This is a genomic window from Ruegeria sp. R13_0 (assembly GCF_017743995.1).
Classification (GTDB): domain Bacteria; phylum Pseudomonadota; class Alphaproteobacteria; order Rhodobacterales; family Rhodobacteraceae; genus Ruegeria.
Map to the genome: position 1 here is coordinate 411,631 of NZ_JAGHRB010000001.1, position 17,177 is coordinate 428,807.

Below are 17,177 nucleotides of genomic sequence, written 5' to 3' on the forward strand. Positions count from 1 at the left end.
ATCCCGCCCGGTGGTGTGCCGGACGGGAGTAGTGGATCGAAAGACGCGGCCATTGGCAAGAACCTCAGGCCGCATCAGGCTCATTTGTTCTGAGCTGCGCCCGCACCACGGGGAATGCGTACGCTTTCGACCAGATCTTTGATCTCCTGCGGAGTCTCTTTGGTCATGCCGGCAACAACATACGCAACTGCGAAGTTGATCATTGCACCAATGGCGCCGAACGAGGTCGACTTGATCGGACCCAGAAGCGGATCAGCATCGGTGAACGAGTTGGTGCCAGGAATGAACAACCAGCCCTTGTGCAGGAAGATATAGACCAGAGTGACAACCAGACCAGCCAGCATACCAGCAACCGCGCCGGTGTTGTTGATGCGGGTCGAGAAGATCCCCATCATCAGCGCCGGGAAGATCGAGGCAGCCGCCAGACCGAACGCAAGCGCCACGGTTTGCGCCGCAAAGCCCGGTGGGTTCAGACCTAGATAGGTTGCAACCAGGATCGCTACGGCCATTGCGATACGCGCGGCCAGCAGTTCACCTTTTTCCGAGATATTCGGATTGATCGCACCTTTGACAAGGTCGTGGGACACCGCCGACGAGATCGCCAGCAAAAGGCCCGCAGCGGTCGACAGAGCAGCCGCAAGACCACCTGCAGCGACCAGACCGATCACCCAACCCGGCAGGTTGGCGATTTCGGGGTTGGCCAGAACCAGGATGTCACGGTTGAACTTGGTCAGCTCGTTTCCGACCCAGCCTTTTTCTTCCGCGATGGCGGTCATCGCTTCGGACTTGTCGTTATAGTACTGGATCTTGCCGTCGCCGTTCTTGTCTTCCCAATCCAACAGACCGGTTTTCTGCCAAGTTTGCATCCAGTCATAACGCGGATCTGTATCTATCGCTTCGACCGAAACGGCGCCGCCATCGATGCCACCATTGGGCCACATCATGTCGGTGATGTTCAGACGCGCCATTGCACCAACAGCCGGAGCAGTCAGGTAAAGCAGTGCGATGAAGACCAACGTCCAACCAGCCGACCAACGTGCGTCAGACACTTTCGGCACGGTGAAGAAGCGCATGATCACGTGCGGCAGACCGGCAGTACCGATCATCAGCGACAGTGTGAACAACACCATGTTCAACGTGTTCGAGTGGTGGGCCGTGTATTCAGCAAAGCCCAGTTCGGTCACGATGGCGTCCAGCTTGGTCAGCAGAGGTTCACCGCTTGCGGTGTCTCCAAACAGGCCCAGTGCCGGAACCGGCGTGCCTGTCAGCTGCAGCGAGATGAAGATCGCCGGGATGGTGTAGGCTGTGATCAGCACGCAGTACTGAGCAACCTGGGTGTAGGTCACACCCTTCATCCCGCCAAACACCGCGTATGCAAACACGACACAGGCACCGATCAGCAGACCGGATGTGTTCGAAACCTCAAGGAAGCGGCCAAAGGCTACGCCAACGCCGGTCATCTGACCGATCACGTAGGTTACCGACGCTACGATCAGGCAGATCACGGCAACAACGCGTGCAGTCTGGCTGTAGAAACGGTCGCCGATGAATTCCGAGACCGTGTATTTGCCGAACTTACGCAGGTAAGGCGCAAGCAGCAAAGCCAGCAGCACGTAGCCACCGGTCCAACCCATCAGGAAGGTCGAGTTGTCATAGCCGGTAAAGGCGATGAGGCCCGCCATCGAGATGAACGAGGCCGCAGACATCCAGTCCGCCGCTGTCGCCATACCGTTGGTGACCGGGTGAACGCCGCGACCGGCAGCGTAGAATTCAGATGTGGAACCCGCACGGGCCCAGATCGCGATGCCGATGTATAGCGCGAAGGATGCGCCAACAAACAGCAGGTTGATGGTAAACTGATCCATGTTCCCCGCGCTCCCTTATTCGTCCACGCCGTGTTCGGCGTCCAGCTTGTTCATGCGCCAGGCGTAGTTGAAGATCAGCACCAGAAAGACCAGGATTGATCCCTGCTGAGCAAACCAAAAGCCCAGATCGGTACCGCCAACAGAAATGCCGGACAGCAGCGGACGCAGCAGAATGCCGAATCCAAACGACACCAGCGCCCAGATCGCGAGGCTGATGTAGATGAGGCGCAGGTTGGCCTGCCAATAGCCCTTGTCGGCTGAGGCAGTCTGCGCGGAGTTGGTAGATTGATCCGCCATTGCGGGTTCCTCCTTCGCTTCCTCGTTGGGCGGTCCTTTGCTTCGTTCCTCCAGCGCGCCGGACCGCTTCTCGAATGTGACAGATACCCCGTGGCATCTGACAAAACTCCTCTGTTCCGCCAAGGCGGTGCATCGAAGTATTCTGTTTAAGGATCAAGGTCTTACGACCTGTCTCCCTCCCTTAATTCACCGCGCTGGCGACGATGTCCTCCAGGTCGCGCGCGATGTCTTCAATCTTGCCCATGGCGTTCGTCCGCTTCAGAACGCTCTGCCCGTCGTAATAGGTGATCAGTGGGGCTGTCTGTGCGTGATAGGCACTCAGGCGTGAGGCAACGGTTTCCGCGTTGTCATCCGCCCGGCGCTTGAACTCGGTCCCACCGCAATTGTCGCAAGTGCCGTCGACCGACGGTTTCTTGAACGTGTCGTGGTATCCTTCACCACAACCGGCGCAGGTGTAGCGGCCCGAGATCCGGATCACCATTTCCGCATCCTCAACCTCAAGGCTGATCGCGGCGCTGATCTTCTGGTCCTTTTCCGCCAGAAGACCATCCAGCGCCTCGGCCTGAACGGTGGTGCGGGGGAAGCCATCGAGGATGACTCCCTTGGCACAGTCGGGTTCCGCCATACGGTCACGCAGGATGTCGATGACGATCTGGTCGCTGACCAGCTCGCCTGCCTCCATCACCGCTTTCGCGGCCTTTCCGGCATCGGTGCCTGCAGCAACGGCCGCACGCAGAAGGTCACCGGTGCTGAGTTGCACCAGCCCGAACTTGTCTTCCAGCATGCGCGCCTGAGTGCCCTTCCCGGCGCCCGGAGGGCCGAGAAGGATGAGAACGGCAGGAGTTGTCATGGTCGCAGCGTCCATCATGCCCTCACTTATTCGCTCGGTTTGCAATCAGGTCGTCGACAACCGACGGATCGGCCAGAGTGGACGTATCGCCCAGCGAGCCAAAGTCGTTTTCGGCGATCTTGCGCAGGATACGGCGCATAATCTTGCCCGAGCGTGTCTTGGGAAGACCGGGGGACCACTGAATGACGTCAGGCGAGGCAATTGGGCCGATCTCGGTCCGGACCCAGGTGCGCAGCTCTTTGAGCAGTTCATCCGAAGGCTCACGGTCGTTCATCAGAGTGACATAGCAATAGATGCCTTGTCCTTTGATTTCATGGGGATAGCCCACCACGGCGGCCTCGGCCACGGCGGCATGTGCCACCAGCGCGCTTTCGACCTCGGCGGTGCCCATGCGGTGACCCGAGACGTTGATCACGTCATCGACGCGGCCAGTGATCCAGTAGTCACCATCTTCGTCACGACGGCAGCCGTCTCCGGTGAAGTAATAGCCTTTGTAGTCCGAGAAATAGGTCTTCTCAAACCGCTCATGATCGCCCCAGACGGTGCGCATCTGACCGGGCCAGCTGTCCTTGATGCAGAGCACGCCTTCGACTCCGTTGCCGTCGATCTCAACACCGGATTGAGGGTCCAGAACTACGGGCTGTACGCCGAAGAACGGCTTTTGCGCCGATCCGGGTTTCAGCGCGTGTGCGCCGGGCAGGGGGGTCATCATGTGGCCGCCGGTTTCGGTCTGCCACCAGGTGTCAACGATCGGGCAGTTGCCCTTGCCAACAACCTCATTGTACCAGTTCCAGGCTTCGGGGTTGATCGGCTCGCCTACTGTGCCCAGGAGACGCAGATCGCTCAGGTCATGCTTTTCAACAAATTCGTTGCCCTGACCCATCAGCGCGCGGATCGCGGTGGGGGCAGTGTAGAACTGATTGACCTTGTGCTTGGCGCAGACCTCCCAGAACCGACCCGCATCGGGGAAAGTAGGAACGCCTTCGAACATCAGCGTGGTCGCGCCATTGGCCAACGGACCATAGACGATATAGCTGTGGCCGGTCACCCAACCCACATCTGCCGTACACCAGTACACATCGCCTTCGTGGTAGTCGAAGCTGATCTCATGCGTCAGCGAGGCATAGACCAGATAGCCGCCTGTCGTATGCACAACCCCTTTGGGCTGACCGGTCGAACCCGACGTATAAAGAATGAACAGCGGGTCTTCGGCGCTCATCTCGGCGGGGGCGCAATAGTCATCAGCCTCCAGCGCCATTTCGTTGTAGTCATAGTCACGACCGTCGATCCATGTGGTCTGACCACCGGTGCGCTTGACCACCAGACATTTGACGCTGTCCTTGCAGTGCAGCAGCGCCGCATCTGCATTCGACTTCAACGGAGTCTTGCGGCCGCCACGTGGGGCTTCGTCCGCGGTGATGATGACCTTGGCGTCGCAGCCATTGACACGGGCCGCCAGAGCGTCAGGCGAGAAGCCTGCAAAAACGATCGAGTGAATCGCTCCGATGCGCGCGCAGGCCAGCATTGCATAGGCGGCCTCGGGGATCATCGGAAGGTAGATGATGACGCGATCACCTTTGCGCACGCCCATGGATTCCAGAATATTGGCCATGCGGCAGGTGCGGCGGTGCAACTCGGCATAGGTGATGTGTTGGGCCGCATCATTTGGATCATCGGGTTCCCAGATGATTGCGGTTTGATCGCCGCGCGTTTCCAGATGGCGATCCAGGCAGTTGGCTGAGACGTTCAGAGTACCATCGGCATACCAGTTGATCTTGACCGAGCCGAAATCGTAGTTGACATCCTTGACCTGCGTAAAGGGCTTGATCCAGTCGATCCGCTTGCCGTGTTCGCCCCAGAACGCGTCCGGGTCGTTAACCGATGCGGCATACATCTCTTCATATTTCGCGGCATCGACATGCGCCCGCGCAACGGTCTCTGCGGTTGGCGGATAGGTCTTGGCATCTGCCTGGGCAGCGGTGGTCATGTTGAGGCTCCTCCCTCTAGGCTGGATAACTATGGGACGTCTCTTGCCCGTTTTTTGAGCGTTGTCGATCCCGTTCCTCCCCAATCGAAGTATGACGGGGTTCAGAAAATAATGAAATAAATTGCCGTATTCCTTGAATTTGTTTGTAAAGAAATTTTTTCAAAAGGAGGCAAAGAGTCAATAAAATCTTCATGAACTGAAAAAGGCAAATAAAAACAAAGAAAAACCTGTAATGCCATTTACACTGATCACAAGCGCATATCTGCCCGCATGTGGTGAAATAGGGAAAACCCAAAGACCGGCTGAAAATCACCTGACGGACCGCGGGGGTTGGCACATATACATGTTGGCGCTAGCATCTTTCCAAGCGCCTCGGGAGGGGGCGCATCAAAGGGAGAAGATATTATGAAAAAGATGCTGAGCGGTGCCGCCGTCGCCGCGCTTGGCGTTGCCTTCGTGTCCGAGGCCGCAGCCACCGAATGGAACGCCTCGGTCTGGGGCAAGCGCCGCGCCTTTACCGAACATGTCGAAAAGCTGGCCGAGCTGGTCTCGGAAAAAACCGACGGAGAGTTCACGATCAATGTCAGCTATGGCGGCCTGTCGAAGCCGCGCGAGAATCTGGATGGGATCGAGATCGGCGCATTCGAGATTGCGCAGTTCTGTGCCGGTTATCACCGCGACAAGAACCGCGCGATTACCGTGCTGGAGCTGCCGTTTCTGGGGGTGAACAATCTGGAAGAAGAGGTTGCCGTCAGCCATGCGGTCTATGATCACCCCGCGGTGGCCGAAGAGATGGCGCAATGGAATGCACGTATTCTTATGACCTCGCCCATGCCGCAGTACAATTTGGTCGGCACCGGCGATCCACGCGATAATCTGGCCGCGTTTGAAGGCATGCGTGTCCGCGCAACAGGTGGTCTGGGCAAAGCGTTTGAGGCCGTGGGCGGTGTCCCAACCTCTGTCCCTGCGACTGAGGCGTTCAACGCCATGGAATCGGGTGTGGTCGATACCGTCGCCTTCGCGCAGCACGCGCACCTGTCTTTCGGCACGATCAATGAGGCGGATTGGTGGACTGCAAACCTTAATCCCGGCACCGTGAACTGCCCAGTAGTTGCGAATATCGACGCGTATGAAGCGCTGTCACCCGAACACCGCGAAGCGCTCGACAGTTCGATTGACGAGGCCATCGCGCATTATCTGGCCAACTATGCTGGGCTTTTGGAGCAATGGGATGGTGTTCTGGAAGAAAAGGGCGTGCAGAAGGTGATGATTGACGATGCGGTCATCGAAGAGTTCCGCACCAAGGCGGCTGATCCGATCCGCGAACAGTGGATTGCGGATATGAGCGCGCAAGGCCTGCCAGCGCAGGACCTCTACGATCTGGTTCAGACCACGCTGACGCAACAGCGCGGCGGCAACTGATCACATTCACCGGGCGCGTCCTTGCGCCCGGCCTTTCTTGACAAAGGGGATCACCGGAATGGCGGGACAGGCCACGGTGCTGGAAGATGGCAGTCGCCTCAGCCAGATAGATCAGCACTTGCTGAAGTTAGAGCGGGCTCTTGCCTTGATCAGCGGAATAGCCGTCTTTGGGCTGATGGTCCTGGCCGTCGTCTCGGTCAGCGGCCGCAACGCGATAAACGCGCCGTTGCCGGGCTATGTGGACTGGATCGAACAGGCGATGCCACTGATCGCCTTTCTCGGCATCTCTTACGTGCAGCGCGATGGCGGCCATATCCGGATGGACATTGTGATCTCGCGTCTGCACGGACGGGCGCTTTGGCTGTTCGAGCTGATCTCGGTAGTCCTGATCCTTGTCCTGATGCTCGCATTGGTCTGGGGCAGCTGGTCCCATTTCGACCGATCCTTTGATTTCGGCGCGCCGATGTGGAGCCGCGACAGCTCAATTGACATCGGCATCCCGCTTTGGCCTGCGAAACTGCTGGCCCCTGTTGCGTTCTCGGTCTTGTCACTCCGGCTGGTGTTGCAGATCTGGGGCTATGGCCGCGCGTTCGTTCTGGGGCTTGAGGCACCCGTGGCGGTGCCCTTGATTCAAGACGCCGCCGCCCAGGCTGCCGCAGAGGCAGAGCAGTTCGAAGGGCAGGACTAGCAGATGGACACGATAGACATCGGCCTTTGGGTAACGGCTGGGCTGCTGGTCCTTGTGGTCACAGGCATGCGCGTGGCCTTTGCGGCAGGTCTGGCCGGGCTGTTCGGCTTGGTTTGGATATTCTGGGCCAAGTTCGGCTACGATCCCGACCGGTTTGGCAAAGCTCTCACCGTTGCCGTCAAAACGGCGGGGCAGGTGCCGCATTCTAAGGTTGCCGCCCATACGCTCAGCCTGATCCCGACCTTCATTCTGATAGGCTACCTTGCCTACTACGCGGGCTTGACGCGCGCGCTTTTCGAAGCGGCCAAACGCTGGATCGCCTGGGTGCCCGGAGGCCTCGCGGTCTCTACCATATTCGCCACGGCAGGGTTTGCCGCCGTCTCTGGTGCCTCGGTCGCCACCTCGGCTGTGTTTGCCCGTATCGCGATTCCCGAAATGCTGAGCGTTGGTTACAACAAGCGCTTCGCCGCAGGCGTCGTTGCCGCCGGAGGGACGCTGGCCTCGCTGATCCCGCCGTCAGCCATCCTTGTGATCTATGCCATCATCGTCGAGCAGGACGTCGGCAAGCTGCTACTGGCCGGCTTCATTCCCGGAGCGTTTTCTGCCGTGATCTACGGATTGCTCATTGTTGGAATCGCGGTTGTGTTCAAATCCGTTGGCCCTCCGGTCACCGGTTTCACTTGGAAACAGCGGTTCCAAGCGCTGCCCGGGGCGATCCCGATCGTTGCCGTCATTCTGATCATCATCTGCTTCGTCTACAACCCATTCGGAGAACAGGCGTGGGGCACCCCGACCGAAGGCGGAGCCATAAGCGCGTTCATCGTCTTCTGCTTCGCCCTGGTTCATGGCATGCGCTGGCCCGAATTCAAATCAGCTCTGTTAGAGACAGCCAAGCTGACGGCCATGATCTTCTCGATCATCTGGGGCGTGCTGATCTACGTGCGGTTCCTGGGCTTTGCAGACCTTCCGGGCGCATTCTCCGATTGGATCACCTCACTTGAAATGTCGCCAATGCTGATCCTGATCTGCATCCTTTTGGCCTATGCGGTGTTGGGCATGTTCATGGATGCCATCGGGATGTTGCTGTTGACCTTGCCAGTCGTCTACCCCGCCGTCATGGCCCTGAACGGAGGGGAAACCGTCAGCGCCGCAGACAGCGCTTTTGGCATGTCCGGCCCGATGTGCGCGATCTGGTTTGGGATTCTGGTGGTGAAAATGGCCGAGTTCTGCCTGATCACGCCGCCCATCGGTCTGAACTGCTTTGTTGTTGCCGGGGTCCGGCCGGACCTGAGTGTTCAGGATGTCTTTAAGGGTGTCACCCCGTTCTTCCTGGCAGACGCGGCCACCATTGCGCTGCTTGTAGCGTTTCCGGGCATCGTTCTCTACTTGCCGTCTTTGGCAGGCTAGGAGTTTGCGAGGCTCTGCCTCGCGCTCCGGGATATTTTTAGCCAGATGAAGCAGGGATCCGCTCTCCAACATCAACGTCGGAGAGCTTCACCTGGCGCGGTCATCGGCGTCCCCGCCTGTACCGCAAAAACAAGAGTACTGAGCTAGGTTAACGATCCGTTTCTTCATCTGGCCAAAAATATCCCGGGAGAGTCGCCCGGAACGGGCGGCGGGGGCAGAGCCCCCTTTTCGACACTGACCCGGTGCAGGATCGGGCGCGGTTTAGCCCGCGCGCATGAGCATCCCGAACAAATCGCGAGGATCGTCAGGGTCGGCCAGCATATCTAGCGGCTCAAAAAAGTCTGTCTCCGCGACCGCGCTCTTGATGACCCGAAGAGCCGAGAAGTCCTCGATGGCGAAGCCGACACTGTCGAACAGCGTGATCTGCTTATCGTCTGTCCGACCGCGTGCCTGACCGGTCATGACCTGCCACAATTCGGTGACGGGATGGTCATCCTCCAAGGCCTGAATTTCGCCCTCGATCCGCGTCTGCTCGGGGTATTCCACGAATATCTCCGAGCGCAGAAGGATATCTCGATGCAGTTCGGTTTTGCCGGGGCAGTCGCCGCCAATTGCGTTGATGTGGACGCCGGGGCCGACCATGTTGTCGGTCAGGATCGTGGCGTATTTCTTGTCGGCGGTGCAGGTGGTGATGATCTGCGCGCCCTCAATCGCCTCTTCGGCGGTTTTACGAGGCACTATGTTCAGGCCTTTGCCTTGCAGGTTGGCCGCGCATTTGGCGGTGGCGTTCGGGTCCGTATCATAGAGCCGCACGGTGTCGATACCGCACATGGCCTTGAAGGCCAGGCATTGGAATTCGGACTGCGCGCCATTGCCGATCATGGCCATTGTGGTCGCACCTTTAGGGGCGAGATACCGACCGACCAAAGCTGATGTCGCCGCCGTCCGTAGGGCGGTCAGGATGGTCATCTCGGTCAGAAGCGTCGGGTAGCCCGTGTAGACATCCGCGAGCAGGCCAAAGGCCGTTACCGTTTGCAACCCTTCAGAGGTGTTCTTCGGATGGCCATTGACGTATTTGAAGCCGTAGGCCTCACCATCTGAAGTAGGCATAAGTTCGATCACCCCATGCGGGGAATGCGCCGGAATCCGAGGGGTCTTGTCGAAGCTTTCCCAGCGTTTGAAATCGGCCTCGATCTGCTCGGCGATCCTTATGATCATCTTTTCGACGCCGACATGGTGAACCAGCCGCATCATGTTGTCGACGGAAACAAAGGGCACCAGGGCCTTGTCTGAGGGTGCAGTCATCAGAAACTCCGAGTGGGGCGGTCAAAGATCCGGCGTCCCATCAGGGATGCGGCCAGATCGACCATGAGTTTTGCGGTGCGTCCGCGTTCATCCAGAAAGGGGTTCAACTCGACCAGATCGAGGGAGCAGACCAGCCCGCTTTCGTGCAGAAGCTCCATGACCAGATGGGCCTCGCGTTCTGTGGCGCCTCCGGGCACGGTGGTTCCGACGGCGGGCGCGATCGCGGGGTCGAGGAAGTCGACATCCAATGAGACGTGAAGGATGCCGTTCTCGGCCCTCACGCGGTCCAGAAAGGCCATGAGTGGGGCTTTGATCCCATGTTCGTCAATGCTGCGCATATCGGCCAGCATGGCGTGGTTCTTCTCAAGCGCGGCGCGTTCTGCGGGATCGACCGAACGCAATCCGATCATTCCAACGCGATTGGTTGGAACCATGGCGGGCAAGGGTGGAAAATCTTCGAATCCGGGCTGCCCGGTGAAGTAGGCGACAGGTGTTCCATGCAGGTTGCCGCTGTCTGTACTGCCGGGGGTGTGAAAATCGCTATGGGCGTCGAGCCACAGAACGAAAAGAGGCCGGTCGATGCGCTGTGCATGATCCGCCATTCCGGCAACGGTTCCCATCGACAAGGCATGATCGCCGCCCATGAAGATTGGCACACCTTGGGGCGAGACTTCTGCGGCGACTCGGGCCAAAGCCTGCGTCCACCCAATGCACTCGGGCAGGGCGAAAAGGTGGGAGTGGTCTGGGATCTCGACCGCATCCGGGGCGACATCTCCGTAGTCGATCACCGTATGACCAAGATCCGTAAGCGCGCGATCCAGCCCGGCCACACGGTAGGCATCGGGGCCCATTCGGCAACCCTGCCGACGCTTGCCCGCGTCCATGGGGGCACCAACCAAAACTATGTTCTTCGTATCCATATGCTTCATGTAACGTGACAGTCTGTCTTGCGTGAAGAGAGCAAATTGCTCAATTAGAAAGGTGAATATCCGAAAAGGAAGCTATTCATGGACGATTTGGACAACAGACTGCTCAGCGCGCTACATCGGGACGCAAGGGCGTCGCTGTCTGAGCTGGCCGAGACGCTTGGCGTCACGCGTACCACCGTGCGCAGCCGGCTGCAGCGCCTCAAACAATCGGGCGAGATCGTGGGCTTTACCGTTCAAACCAAGCGCGATGTGGCGCAAAGCCCGGTTCGGGGCCTGATGATGCTTGAGATCGAGGGGCGCGGGACAGAACGCACTATGGCCCGGATCGGAGCGCTACGACAGGTGCGCGCCGTGCATTCGACAAATGGAAGCTGGGACCTGATCGCTGAAATCGGTACGGACACGCTGGCCGAACTCGATGAGGTCTTGTTCCAGATCCGCCGTATGGAAGGGATCACCCGGTCTGAGACGAACCTTCTTCTGTCCACGCGTAAGGGAAGGTTCTGAAAACGCTGCGTGAAACGGGCCGTTACGCTTTGTCGGCCACGGAAATTGTGCGACAGTCGGCGGGGATACAGGCGGGATTTATCGAATATGACCACTCAGCAGCACGAACCACGGGCCGTGCAATTGGCCGAAAAGATCACCGCATTCCTTGAGAAGCCATGGGTCCGCATCGCCATCCCGATCTTTGTCACCCTGATCGCGCTGACGGTTCTGCATGAGCTGTCCTCGCATGTGAAATGGGCGGATGTGCAGTCGGACATCTCGGAAACGTCTTGGCGCGTGATGTTTTATGCTCTGTGTTGGACGGCGGTCAGTTTCTTTTCGCTGTCTCTATACGATGTCTTCGCAGTTCAAAGCGTGGCAGACGGAGAGGTCCCTCTGCCGGTTGCAGGAATGGCCGGAGCCAGTGGCTATGCGGTGTCCAACTGTTTGGGCTTTTCCTACATCACCGGAACGGCCATCCGATATCGGATATATGCGTCTCTGGGCCTTGATCTGAGCCGCGTTGCCGGGGTCATAGCCACGTCCTGGGTGGCGTTCTGGACGGGGCTGGTTTTGGTCCTCGGCCTGCTTTTGACCTTTCATCCTGACGGTATCTCGAAAGCGCTGCCGATCAGCGCGACGGTTGAAACCGTCATCGGTTTGGGGCTGCTTGGCGCGTTGATCACCGTTTTTGTCTGGCTCTCCACCGGTGGGCGTCGGCTGGAGGTTCTGGGGATTGGCTTCCAACTGCCGGGCGGCAAGCTGGCCTCATGCCTGACGCTGGCGGCGATTGGCGATCTGGCCGGGGCCTCCATGGTCCTATACGTGCTGATGCCGGACGACCTTGGGGTTGGGTATCCGTATTTCTTCACCATTTTCATCGCCGCGATTGCCGTGGGGATCGTCAGTCATGCGCCAGGCGGTATTGGCGTATTTGAGGCGACGCTGATCGCAGGGCTAGGGGCCTCGGGTCGGTCGGATGTTATTGCGGCGCTGCTGCTCTACCGCGTCGTTTACACGTTCCTGCCCTTCGCCATCGCCAGCCTGTCCATCGCCGTTGCCTCGGCGCTGACGCAACGCCACAGGATTATCGGGGCAGGGACATGGGTGTACCGCGCCATTCGCCCCATTGTGCCGATGGTTGCAGCCGGGGTGACTGCGGTTGCTGGCATCATCCTGCTGGTCTGGGGCGCGTTGCCGACGGACAGCAAAAGCCTCGGCGCGTTGCGCGAGGTTTTGCCCTTGTCCTTTGTCGAGGCCTCGCATCTGGCAGGCAGTGCCGTCGGTGTGCTGCTGCTGCTCGTGTCGCGCGGGCTCTTCCGCAAGCTCTACCGTGCGTGGGTGGTCGCGATGTTGCTGATGGTCGCGGGCTTCGCCGCGTCTCTGGCCAAGGGTTTGGACACGCATGAGGCGCTTGGCATGTTGGCCACAATCGCCGTATTGGCGCTGTTCCGTGGTGCGTTCTACCGTGTTAGCGGCGCGTCGATCTTCCGGTTGAACATCCCCTGGCTGGTCAGCGTTGTGGCGCTGCTCGCCGTTATCTTCTGGATTGGCCTGTTTGCCTACTCCCACGTGCAATACCAGAACGCGCTGTGGTGGGAGTTCGCATGGAATGGCGATGCCTCCCGCTTCCTGCGCTCCAGCCTCGTGGTGGCGGTCATCCTTGGGATTGTGGCCGTTACGTCCTTGTTCGGACGCGAGATTCCGGTGCCTGTGCGGACGGAAATCCCAGAATGCGTCGAAAAGCTGGTGATGGAAAGCGAAGATACAGAATCCCAGATTTCCCTGACTGGTGACAAGCAATTCCTGATCGCACCTGATGAGTCCGCGTTCATCGCCTATGCCGACACGGGCAATGCCATCATTTCAAAGGGCGAGCCTGTGGGCGATGAAGCGGCTGGCAAGCAGTTGGTCTGGCAACTGCGCGAAATGGCGGATCGAGAAGGCAAACTCTGCGCCTTTTACAGCGTTTCGACCAAGTACCTGCCGACGTTTCTGGACCTCGGCCTGTCGATCCTCAAGATCGGAGAGGTCGCACGCGTGCCGCTGCAAGACTTCTCGCTGGACGGCAAATCCCGCAAACGCTTCCGTCAGGCCAAGAACCGGGCCGAGCGGGAAGGCTATGTGTTCGAGATCATTCCAAAGGAAGACCTTGCGCCCGTCCTGCCGGAACTGAGGGCGATTTCCGATCACTGGCTAGAGCAAAAAGCAGGGGCCGAGAAAGGCTTCGCCTTGGGTGGATTTGATGATGACTATCTGTCCTACTTCGATCACGCCGTGTTGCGGAACGGAGAAACCGGTCAGATCATGGCCTTTGCCAACCTGTTTCAAGGTGGCAATAAGTCCGAGCTTTCTCTGGACCTGATGCGGTACGAACCGGAAAGCCCCAGCTTCGTTATGGATGCCCTGTTCGCCGAGATGATGTCCTGGGGGGCCGAGCAGGGCTTCCACTGGTTCTCACTTGGCGCGGCGCCGTTTTCGGGGATCGAGAACCGTCAGCTCGCCTCCCTTTGGAACCGGATCGGAGGGTTCGTCTACGAACACGGAGAGCAATTCTATCACTTCGAAGGGCTGCGCGCGTTCAAACAGAAGTTCGATCCGGAATGGAGCCCGAACTACCTCGCCAGTCCCGGAGGACTTGCCGCGCCGCGTATCCTGTATGAGGTGAATATCCTGATCTCAGGGGGGCTGCGGGGCCTGACCAAATAGTGCGAGCGTTTCGGGTTTAGTTCGAGACGCCAATACCCTGCCATGCCTCCGGCATTCTCGGGACATTGGCGTCGCCCATTGATTTAAGTGAAACCCGACACGCTCTAATTCAGGCTGGCGCGGGTTGGTGTTTCCTGCAGCAGATCGCCCCAATCGGTGCGGTAAGCCATCTCGGCCAAAACGGTGTCGGGCAGGAACTCTCTGTTCTCGCGAATTTGCCAACCGCCGCCAAGGCCTTTGTAGACGGCGACGAGATTGCTGGAGACCTGTTGACGCGCCTCGATCAGATTGGCCTGAGACCTCAATAGGGCTGTCTGGGTATTCAGAATGCGGGAGTAGTCGGCGATCCCGTCGGTATACTGATTGACGGCGATCTCCGCAGCCTTGCGCGAGGCATCGACGCTTTGTTGATAAAACCCGACCTGCTTGCGCGCCTGCGCATAGGCGACCATGGCGCTTTCGACCTCAGAATAAGCAGTCAGAACGGTGTTCTGATAATTGGCGATCAGCGCCTGATAGGCGGCATCCTGCGCCCGGACGTTGTTCTTGATGCGGCCATAGTTCAGCACGTTCCAAACGACGCCCGCACTGGCAAGGCCCGTTGTGCTGTTCGAGCTGAACAGGTTCCGCCCGCCCGAGGCCTGCAACCCGACCGAGCCGGACAGAACGAACTGCGGATAGAGGTCTGCCATGGCAATGCCGACCTCGGCCGATTGAGTGGCTGCGGCCAACTCGGCGGCCCTCACGTCCGGACGGCGGCGCAGCAACTCAGCCGGGACACCGACGGCCACGTTGGACCGGGCCGAGGGGATGCGACCGGAATTGCCCAGAAGGCTAGACATACGCGATGGGGTGGTGCCCAATAAAACGGCCAGAGCGTTCTTGGTTTGTTGAAGATCGCTCTCAAGCTCGGGCACTAGGGCCTTGGTGTTGTTCAGCAGAGCCGTGGATTCCTGCACGTCCAACTCGGTGGTGACCCCGTTGTTGAACCGCAATTGGGTCAGGTCAGCCGATTCCTGCTGTAGCTTGATGTTTTCACGCGCAACGCCCAGCGACTCCTGCAAGGCACGGATATTGACATAAAGCGCGGCGACATCACCCGTCAGCGTCACCAGCGCGTCATCATAGTTCGCCACCTGCAACGCCAAGTTCGACCGCGCCGCCTGAACACCGCGCCTTTGCGCACCCCAGACGTCCAATTCCCACTGCGCATCAAACCCGGCCTGAGAGGTCGAGAATTCGGTATCCAGCGGAATGATCCGGTTGATATCGGCGATTGGGCCAAGATTGTCGCTGATCTGCCGCCGCTCGGTCGAGGCCCCAAGGACTTGTGACTGCGGATACAACTCGCCAAAGGCGATGCCCAACTGCGCCCGCGCCTGCAGGACCCGCGCGCCAGCGACCTGCAGAGACAGGTTTTGGGCATAGGACTCAGCGATCAGCTTGTTGAGGGTGGGGTCATTGAACGTCTCCCACCATTTCACGACCGGCGCGCTGCGTGAGGTCAGGCCGCTTTGCCCGGTGCTGGGGCTGTTCACCTCGATCCACTGTTTCACGACCGGAGAGTTCGGGCGCACGAAATCAGGACCAACCGGCGCGCAGGCCGTCAAAAACGCGGCACACAGGGCTGTTCCCATCAAGTGTCGAAAGGGGGTGGCCCGTGTCATGATGCGCGTCCTCAAATGTCTAGCGGTCGAATGAAATTGGCGAAGGAATACAGGCGGATATTGATGCGCCGCAGAAACTCAAAGCTTTTGCCCTGACCGGTGTAGATCGCCACCGCCGCGTGGCCACCTGCCGGCAGGATATGCTCTTCGGGCAGATCAACGGTGATCTGTACCGCAATTCGTCCCGGCAGCTTGGGTAGCTCAAAACCGGGCAGGCGGCCCGAGGGCAGGTACTGACCCTGACGGGTGGCCCACCAAATCGCCTCAACCTTGCCGGTTAGGATTTCACCGGGATAGAGGTCCAACGCGACCTCAACCTCTTGCCCGACTTCAACAAATTTCAAGTTCTGCTGGCGGAAGGTTGCCAGAAGATAGGGGCTGTCTTCGGTGACGAAACTGGCTATAGCACCGAGACGAATGTCACCTACCACCAAGCCTGGACGGGCCTGTTGTGAGACGATCATGCCATTCTCGGGCGCATAGATCGTAGTGTTTTCCAGAAAGTACTCGGCTTCGGACAGTTGCGCCTGCGCTTGCAAGATGCCGGTGTTCACGCCATCGATCTGCGAGGCCAGTGCCAGCTTTGCTTTCTCAAGATTGGCCTCGGCCTGTTTGACCGAGGCGGTATCCTCGGTCACCTGTTCGTTCCAGCGATCCAACTCATCCTGACGCGCGCCACCCGCTGGCACCAGATTTTCGTACCGCGCCTGTTCGGTCAACGCATAGGCCAATTGCGCATTGGCGCGCTCGACGGCTTCGGTTTTGGCAATGACATCCTGTTCCAGAATTTTGGCGTTCTGCTCGGCGGCAACCAGTTGTGCCTTGGCATTGTCGACGGCGAGCGAAAACACGGTATCGTCAAAGCGATAGAGCGGGTCGCCCTTGGTGATTTGTGTGTTCGGCTCGACCAGAACCTCGGTGAGAATCGTCGGCTGGGTCAGTTTTGGCACGATCTGAATTGTCGATCGCACCACATGGCTGTCGACCGAGAAGGGCTGAAAGAAGCGCAGCGCGACGAGGAAGATCAGCAGCAAATGCGCACCGACCCAGAAGGACACAATGCCCCAGGCGATGTTGAACTTGAGCCACTCCATCTTGAAGAAGATGAACCAGACGAAAATGATGTAGAACAGCGTAATGCCGAGGGCGACGAACATGTCTGAGTGTTTCCTTTGGCCTTAGCTTTTCTGCGTCTCGTCAGGCGCAGCCTGGTATTCTTCTTTGACGGTGCCGCCCAGGCGCTCGATATCCTTGCGGATCGCGTCTTTTTCTTCATCCGGGCCACGGCGGATATCGACCGTCACGCCATCGTGGAACGCCCACATGAAGGCATGAACCCAAGGAACAACGGCCAAAAAACCCATCCATCCCATGATCTTGACCGCCTCGGCATGTGGATGATTGCGCTTGATCGCTATCCGTCCGGGCAACCCCATGAGGAAGAGAAACAGCGCCATCACCGCTGCCAAAAGCAGGATCAGTGCCACGAATGTCAGATAGTCGTAGTAGCCTAGCGGCTGCCCCAAAAGTCCCATGCTCGATGCCTCCTGAAGGGAAGGTTG

General features: G+C 58.9%; 14 protein-coding genes. 5 read left to right on the top strand and 9 right to left on the bottom strand.

Annotated elements, in window-relative coordinates; genetic code table 11:
* Positions 1 to 80 precede the first annotated feature (80 nt).
* The 4 genes from J7394_RS02025 to acs form a co-directional block, all read right to left on the bottom strand.
* Positions 81 to 1,865, bottom strand: a complete 1,785-nt coding sequence (locus J7394_RS02025) for a sodium:solute symporter family protein (RefSeq protein ID WP_209250574.1) — start codon at positions 1,863 to 1,865, stop codon at positions 81 to 83.
* 15 nt (positions 1,866 to 1,880) lie between these two features.
* Entirely contained in the window at positions 1,881 to 2,162 is a 282-nt protein-coding gene (locus tag J7394_RS02030) for a DUF4212 domain-containing protein (RefSeq protein ID WP_209250576.1), read from the bottom strand.
* A gap of 181 nt (positions 2,163 to 2,343) precedes the next feature.
* Positions 2,344 to 3,027, bottom strand: coding sequence for an adenylate kinase (locus J7394_RS02035; RefSeq protein WP_170376643.1), 684 nt, complete (start codon positions 3,025 to 3,027; stop codon positions 2,344 to 2,346).
* Between the two features lie 7 nt (positions 3,028 to 3,034).
* The gene (acs, locus tag J7394_RS02040) at positions 3,035 to 4,999 is read right to left on the bottom strand and encodes an acetate--CoA ligase (protein WP_209250578.1); all 1,965 of its coding nucleotides are present in this window, start codon (positions 4,997 to 4,999) and stop codon (positions 3,035 to 3,037) included.
* Between the two features lie 405 nt (positions 5,000 to 5,404).
* On the opposite strand from acs, the gene dctP reads away from it, so the two are divergent.
* From dctP to J7394_RS02055, 3 genes are read left to right on the top strand one after another with little or no spacing between them, the layout of a single operon-like run.
* The gene (dctP, locus tag J7394_RS02045) at positions 5,405 to 6,421 is read left to right on the top strand and encodes a TRAP transporter substrate-binding protein DctP (protein WP_209250580.1); all 1,017 of its coding nucleotides are present in this window, start codon (positions 5,405 to 5,407) and stop codon (positions 6,419 to 6,421) included.
* 58 nt (positions 6,422 to 6,479) lie between these two features.
* A complete protein-coding gene (locus J7394_RS02050) occupies positions 6,480 to 7,109 on the top strand; it encodes a TRAP transporter small permease subunit (RefSeq protein WP_209250582.1) in 630 nt (209 codons plus the stop codon).
* Between the two features lie 3 nt (positions 7,110 to 7,112).
* Positions 7,113 to 8,516 carry a TRAP transporter large permease gene (locus J7394_RS02055; RefSeq protein WP_209250584.1) on the top strand — a complete coding sequence of 468 codons (1,404 nt, stop codon included), beginning with the start codon at positions 7,113 to 7,115 and terminating at the stop codon, positions 8,514 to 8,516.
* A gap of 261 nt (positions 8,517 to 8,777) precedes the next feature.
* Here J7394_RS02055 and J7394_RS02060 read toward each other — a convergent pair whose 3' ends face one another.
* Positions 8,778 to 9,821, bottom strand: a complete 1,044-nt coding sequence (locus J7394_RS02060; RefSeq protein ID WP_209250586.1) for an ornithine cyclodeaminase — start codon at positions 9,819 to 9,821, stop codon at positions 8,778 to 8,780.
* The gene (rocF, locus tag J7394_RS02065; protein ID WP_209250588.1) at positions 9,821 to 10,741 is read right to left on the bottom strand and encodes an arginase; all 921 of its coding nucleotides are present in this window, start codon (positions 10,739 to 10,741) and stop codon (positions 9,821 to 9,823) included. Before rocF ends, J7394_RS02060 begins: the two co-directional genes overlap by 1 nt.
* 87 nt (positions 10,742 to 10,828) lie before the next feature.
* Between rocF and J7394_RS02070 the strand changes: the two genes are divergently transcribed.
* Together J7394_RS02070 and mprF are read left to right on the top strand one after the other, a co-directional pair.
* Positions 10,829 to 11,257 carry an Lrp/AsnC family transcriptional regulator gene (locus tag J7394_RS02070; protein WP_170469819.1) on the top strand — a complete coding sequence of 143 codons (429 nt, stop codon included), beginning with the start codon at positions 10,829 to 10,831 and terminating at the stop codon, positions 11,255 to 11,257.
* 87 nt (positions 11,258 to 11,344) lie between these two features.
* Complete coding sequence (mprF, locus tag J7394_RS02075; RefSeq protein ID WP_209250590.1) at positions 11,345 to 13,948, top strand: bifunctional lysylphosphatidylglycerol flippase/synthetase MprF; 2,604 nt, start codon at positions 11,345 to 11,347, stop codon at positions 13,946 to 13,948.
* A gap of 104 nt (positions 13,949 to 14,052) precedes the next feature.
* Here the strand turns inward: mprF and J7394_RS02080 are convergent, their stop codons facing one another.
* From J7394_RS02080 to J7394_RS02090, 3 genes are read right to left on the bottom strand one after another with little or no spacing between them, the layout of a single operon-like run.
* Complete coding sequence (locus J7394_RS02080; protein WP_209250592.1) at positions 14,053 to 15,615, bottom strand: efflux transporter outer membrane subunit; 1,563 nt, start codon at positions 15,613 to 15,615, stop codon at positions 14,053 to 14,055.
* 11 nt (positions 15,616 to 15,626) lie between these two features.
* Positions 15,627 to 16,772: an HlyD family secretion protein gene (locus J7394_RS02085; protein ID WP_209250594.1), complete on the bottom strand. Its 1,146-nt coding sequence runs from the start codon at positions 16,770 to 16,772 to the stop codon at positions 15,627 to 15,629.
* A gap of 21 nt (positions 16,773 to 16,793) precedes the next feature.
* Positions 16,794 to 17,150 carry a DUF3302 domain-containing protein gene (locus tag J7394_RS02090; RefSeq protein WP_170457996.1) on the bottom strand — a complete coding sequence of 119 codons (357 nt, stop codon included), beginning with the start codon at positions 17,148 to 17,150 and terminating at the stop codon, positions 16,794 to 16,796.
* Between the last annotated feature and the right edge of the window lie 27 nt (positions 17,151 to 17,177).